The sequence below is a fragment of the Bradyrhizobium sp. genome (assembly GCF_035701725.1).
In the GTDB taxonomy this organism is placed as follows: Bacteria; Pseudomonadota; Alphaproteobacteria; order Rhizobiales; family Xanthobacteraceae; genus Bradyrhizobium.
This window is the reverse complement of record NZ_DASSRP010000296.1, coordinates 1-4,374: the sequence shown is the minus strand read 5'-3', so window position 1 is coordinate 4,374 and position 4,374 is coordinate 1. Positions and strand designations below refer to the sequence as shown.

Annotated in this window: 5 protein-coding genes; 1 reads left to right on the top strand and 4 read right to left on the bottom strand. The window is 62.0% G+C overall.

The features are described from left to right. The coding region (locus VFL62_RS17645) for an ABC transporter substrate-binding protein (RefSeq protein ID WP_325173669.1) at positions 1-1,087 on the top strand (1,087 nt) is incomplete at its 5' end. A gap of 99 nt (positions 1,088-1,186) precedes the next feature. Here the strand turns inward: VFL62_RS17645 and VFL62_RS17640 are convergent. The 4 genes from VFL62_RS17640 to VFL62_RS17625 all read right to left on the bottom strand — a co-directional run. Next, complete coding sequence (locus VFL62_RS17640; RefSeq protein WP_325173668.1) at positions 1,187-1,540, bottom strand: hypothetical protein; 354 nt, start codon at positions 1,538-1,540, stop codon at positions 1,187-1,189. A gap of 721 nt (positions 1,541-2,261) precedes the next feature. After that, on the bottom strand, positions 2,262-3,122 hold the full coding sequence (locus tag VFL62_RS17635) for an MBL fold metallo-hydrolase (protein WP_325173667.1): 861 nt from the start codon (positions 3,120-3,122) through the stop codon (positions 2,262-2,264). A gap of 266 nt (positions 3,123-3,388) precedes the next feature. Next, positions 3,389-3,727 carry a hypothetical protein gene (locus tag VFL62_RS17630; protein ID WP_325173666.1) on the bottom strand — a complete coding sequence of 113 codons (339 nt, stop codon included), beginning with the start codon at positions 3,725-3,727 and terminating at the stop codon, positions 3,389-3,391. Positions 3,728-4,117: 390 nt separating this feature from the next. Next, on the bottom strand, positions 4,118-4,374 hold a 257-nt coding region (locus VFL62_RS17625; protein WP_325173665.1), incomplete at its 5' end, for an EAL domain-containing protein.

Genomic DNA, 4,374 nt, shown 5'->3' with positions numbered 1-4,374 from the left:
CGCGCAGATCGCCGCTGACGAGATCAACGCCAAGGGCGGCGTGCTCGGGCGCAAGATCGAGATCGTGACCTATGACAACAAGAGTTCGTCGGCGGATTCGGTGCGCGCCTTTCAGCGCGCGGTCAGCGAGGACAAGGTCTCGGCCGTTATCGCCAGCTATATCAGCGAAGTGGTGCTGGCGCTCGAGCCCTGGGCGGCGCGCCTGAAGATGCCGCTGATCACGCCGGGCGCCGCCTCGAACGAGATCACCAAGGCGATCCACAATGATTACGAAAAGAACAAATACACCTTCCACGGCTATCTGACCTCGGCCGCGCAGGCCCAGCTGGTCTGCGACGCCGCCAAGGATCTCCTGGTCGACAACCTCAAGCTCAAGAACGTCGCCATCATGAGCGAGGACGCCGCCTGGACCAAGCCGCTCGACGTCGGCTACGAGGCCTGCCTGCCGAAAGCCGGATTGAAAGTGGTCGAGCACATCCGCTTCTCGCCCGACACCACCGACTTCACGCCGATCTTCAACAATATCGAGGGCAAGAAGCCCGACGTGATCGTCACCGGCATCTCTCATGTGGGCGTGCAGCCGACGGTGCAGTGGAAGAACCAGCAGGTGCCGATCGCGATGTTCGGCATCTCGGCGCAGGCCTTCAGCCCGACGTTCTGGAACGACACCAACGGCGCCGCCGACGGCATCCCCACGCTTGCGGTCGCAACCGCCGACGTCGCGGTGACCCCGAAGACCAAACCGTTCGCGCAGGCCTTCAAGGCCAAGTTCGGCACCACCCCGGCCTATACCGGCTACACCGCCTATGACGAGGTCTACATCATCACCGAAGCGATCAAGCGCGCCGGCTCGACCGATCCGGACAAGATGGTCGCGGAGATGGAAAAGACCAAATTCGAGGGCACCATCGGCAACATCGAGTTCTACGGCAAGGATGACGAGTTCACCCATGGCATCAAGTCCGGTCCGGGCTATGTCACGGGGCTGGTGTTCCAGTGGCAGAACGCCAAGCAGGTTGCGGTCTGGCCGGCCAAGATCGCCGAAGGCAAGCTTGAGTTTCCGAAGTTCGTCAAACTCTCGCAGTAAGCCAACCGGCGCATGAGATCGGCCGCTCGGGCGTGCATAGCCGCGCCCGGGTTGGCGCGAGCCCGGCTTTTCGTTCCCACGCTGCCCAAGACGTGGCTCTCACCACCACATGCGGCCGCCGAACCAGGCATATTGCGAATGGCGGGCGATCCGAAGCGGCGGCCTTGCAACGTGTTTCTTGGCAAATTTTTGCCAGCGTCGGGCTTCCTGCTTCTCTTCCTGCTTCTTGGGCCTGTCCATCTGCATCTGGGGCGCGTCGGGTATTTGCAACTGTGCCAGCGCCTCGCGTGCGCGGTCCGGAATGACGGCGGCTGTCTCTTGCGCCGGGTTGACTTGCACCGGGCTTGCGGTGGCAGTCACCCGCGGCATTGGAGCGCTGGTGTCGAAGACGATGCGCTCGGGCCATTTCCGCTCGGAAGAAATGCGAATGACGCGATCAGGTGTGCCGTTCAACCTGCTTACAGGCAAATTGGGAAGGCATGCATCTACGATGAAGAGTAACGCGAGTAGCACCGTGCCGACCCAAAAAAAATACCGCGCGATAGGCATCTGCGCGCTCCCGTTTGTCGCTCGGCCCCCGCATTCGACTCTCAAACATGAGGCCGAACGCAGGACGCAAACTCGTGGCCCGCAGCTCGCGTTTGTTTACCGCTGCTGCCAACGTTCCTGTGCGCCTCTGCCGCGCGGATAAACGGGCAGCCTCGGCGAACAGTTCGATCCGAACCCTAGTAGCAGGTGACGCCAGCCGCGCAGCGGCGAACCGCCCGGCGTGTCGTTCTGCGCGCGACGCCGGCGACGCTTGTTGCAGTCAGCGGTCTTCCCACACGGGCATACGCATTGTCCAACGATACCGACAAGCTCTTCTCTTGCGACCACTGGACCGAAATTGGGGCGGCGGACAACATCGCTGCTCCCACTAGCGCTGCCCCAAACATGCTCATCCTTTTCACGACATCCTCCCGCATATCTGTGGAGTCTGCGTACGACATTTTGCGGATTTCTCCCTTGATCCAGATCAAGGGGCCGAAGTGCTCGATTTTCGTTGTCCGATATTTGCGCTCGATCAGTCCTTCGCAACCACCGGGCGAGCATTGAAGAGATAGCTGATACGGCCCCTGATGCTGCTCATCACGCTCGAATCCTCAGAGTCGAAGCTGGAGCGCCAAAGCTTTCCTCACTCGAAGCCGTCGCCGAGCACGCCTTGCCCGATGTAGGCGCGGCGTTGCTCTTCGTCATGGCTGATCACGATCGCGAGATTGTTCTCAGTGCTGTCGAGGCGGTTAAGCCAGTCAAGCTCGGCGGCCATCAGTTCGCTCGGCTCCTTGATCCACGGCGCATCCTTCGGCCGGTTCAATCGCACCGCATCCATGTGCCAGGCGACGTCCCCGGCCAACAACAGCTCCTTGCCCGATTGCAGGGCGACATAGACCACCTGCGAGCCCGGCGTGTGGCCGGGCGCCTTGATCAGCACGATGCCCGGCGCGAAAGCAAAAGTGCCGTCGTAGTCGATCACGCGCAGGCGCGCGGCCATCTCCGCCGTCGGCCGTAACTCCGGCATTTGCGGCGCATTGATCAGCGTGTCCAGTTGGGCGCGCGTCAACACCGTCTTCGGCGCCAGCTCGGCAAAATGCGCGCTGCGGATCAGTCCGCCGATATGGTCGCCATGCTCGTGGGTGACGATGATGGCTTTGGCCTTGTCCAAAGCCTGCGCCACGCGCGCCTCGGCTTCCGGAAAATACGGCTCGTCCGCACCGCGGCCGAAGAACTTGTGGGTCGCAAGGTCCATGCCGGTGTCGACCATGACCGTCCCGTCGGCATAGACGATCTGATAGGCGGTGCGCGCCTGGACGCTCGGCTCGGCCGGCAGACCCTTGACCGCGAAATTCTTGGTGCGCCGGCTTTCGGCGACCTTGATCACGTTGATGCGGAGCGGCCGCGGGCCCGGGATCATGCCGGCGAGTTGGCGGATGTCGGTGAGGTCGGCACGCCAGACTGGTGCGGGCTCGGCGGCAGTCGCCGCCTGAAGCCAAAGCAATGTTGCGCACCATCCGAACAACCACCGCAACGCGTTTAGTGGCCTACACATGATCTGGAAAATTCCCGATGAGAGAAGAATCCGGCCGCGGGCACCGCGAAGCTCACCAAAGCACATGGTCTGGCTGAGATGCCAGGTCGAAGGAGGGCGCTCGAGCCGCCAATTCAGGCGCCGCCATGTCGCGTTGTTCTCAGAAGCCGAAGCCGACCTTGGCCAGCTCGCGTCTGCTCAACACCCAGATGCAGACATCGCCACTGGTATTTTTTCTAAATCCTATTGCCGGCCACCCGCCTGCGCATCTGATGACAGTAGCCCTCAACGAACTGCGCAAGCGACTCGAAGTTGACGAGCAGCCGTTCGGCCGTCACCCAATCATCCGTGCCGGGTTCGAAAGAATCCATCAGTCGCCTCTGCCGGTCTGCGCGAGCCCGACAGACTGCTGCTTTGGCATCAGCGAACTCTAATTGCGCCAGACTCTGGCCCAGCTTGTCCTCTTCCTCGAGGAGAAGCTTGTTGATCATCGCTCGGTTCTGGCTTGGGATGTCAGCGTTGTGCAAGAGGTCGAGATAATGGTCGATGTTGGCGCGCGCGATGTACTCATCCATGGGCGATGCTCCGGAACGGACGCGGCATTCCGGTTCCATCATGCGCCGGACACATGACGGTTGCGAGTCATTTTTGATGCAATTATCCGTAGAAGTACGGGTTCGGCAGCGAAGCCGCCGCCAAAGGCGTTGGGCTGCGCTTGGCGGCCAAGTCAGGGAGCGTAGATGTCCTTGAGGGGAGAACGCCAATGCGACTACGGATATGATCCGGTTTGAGGGCGGACTTCGTGGATCTGTGTCGAGACCCAAAGCGAGCGCGCACGATGGCCGCTAACTGCTTTCTCGCATTTTGGGAAAACGCGGAAGCGTCCGCTTCGCCTTCAGAAACGGACATCGCGATCTTCCCGCGAAGTGGCGGTTCGAGAAGGTGAGAACGAGAAGGGGACCGGACTAGGCTGCGACGGTCGCCGCATCCTGTTCGGAGAGCAGAGCTTCGGCGCGCTCGAAATGCGCGGCGGCGGCGATCGCCGTCGGCAATTGCGTGACCGCCACCGGCCTTGCGAACAGATAGCCCTGACCCTTGGCGCAGCCCTCGCGCGCCAGAAAATCCCATTGCGCCTCGGTCTCGATACCTTCGGCGAGCACCGGCATGCGCAGGCTTTCGCCAAGCGCCAGCACGGTGCGCACGATCGCCGCCGCCGCCGTGT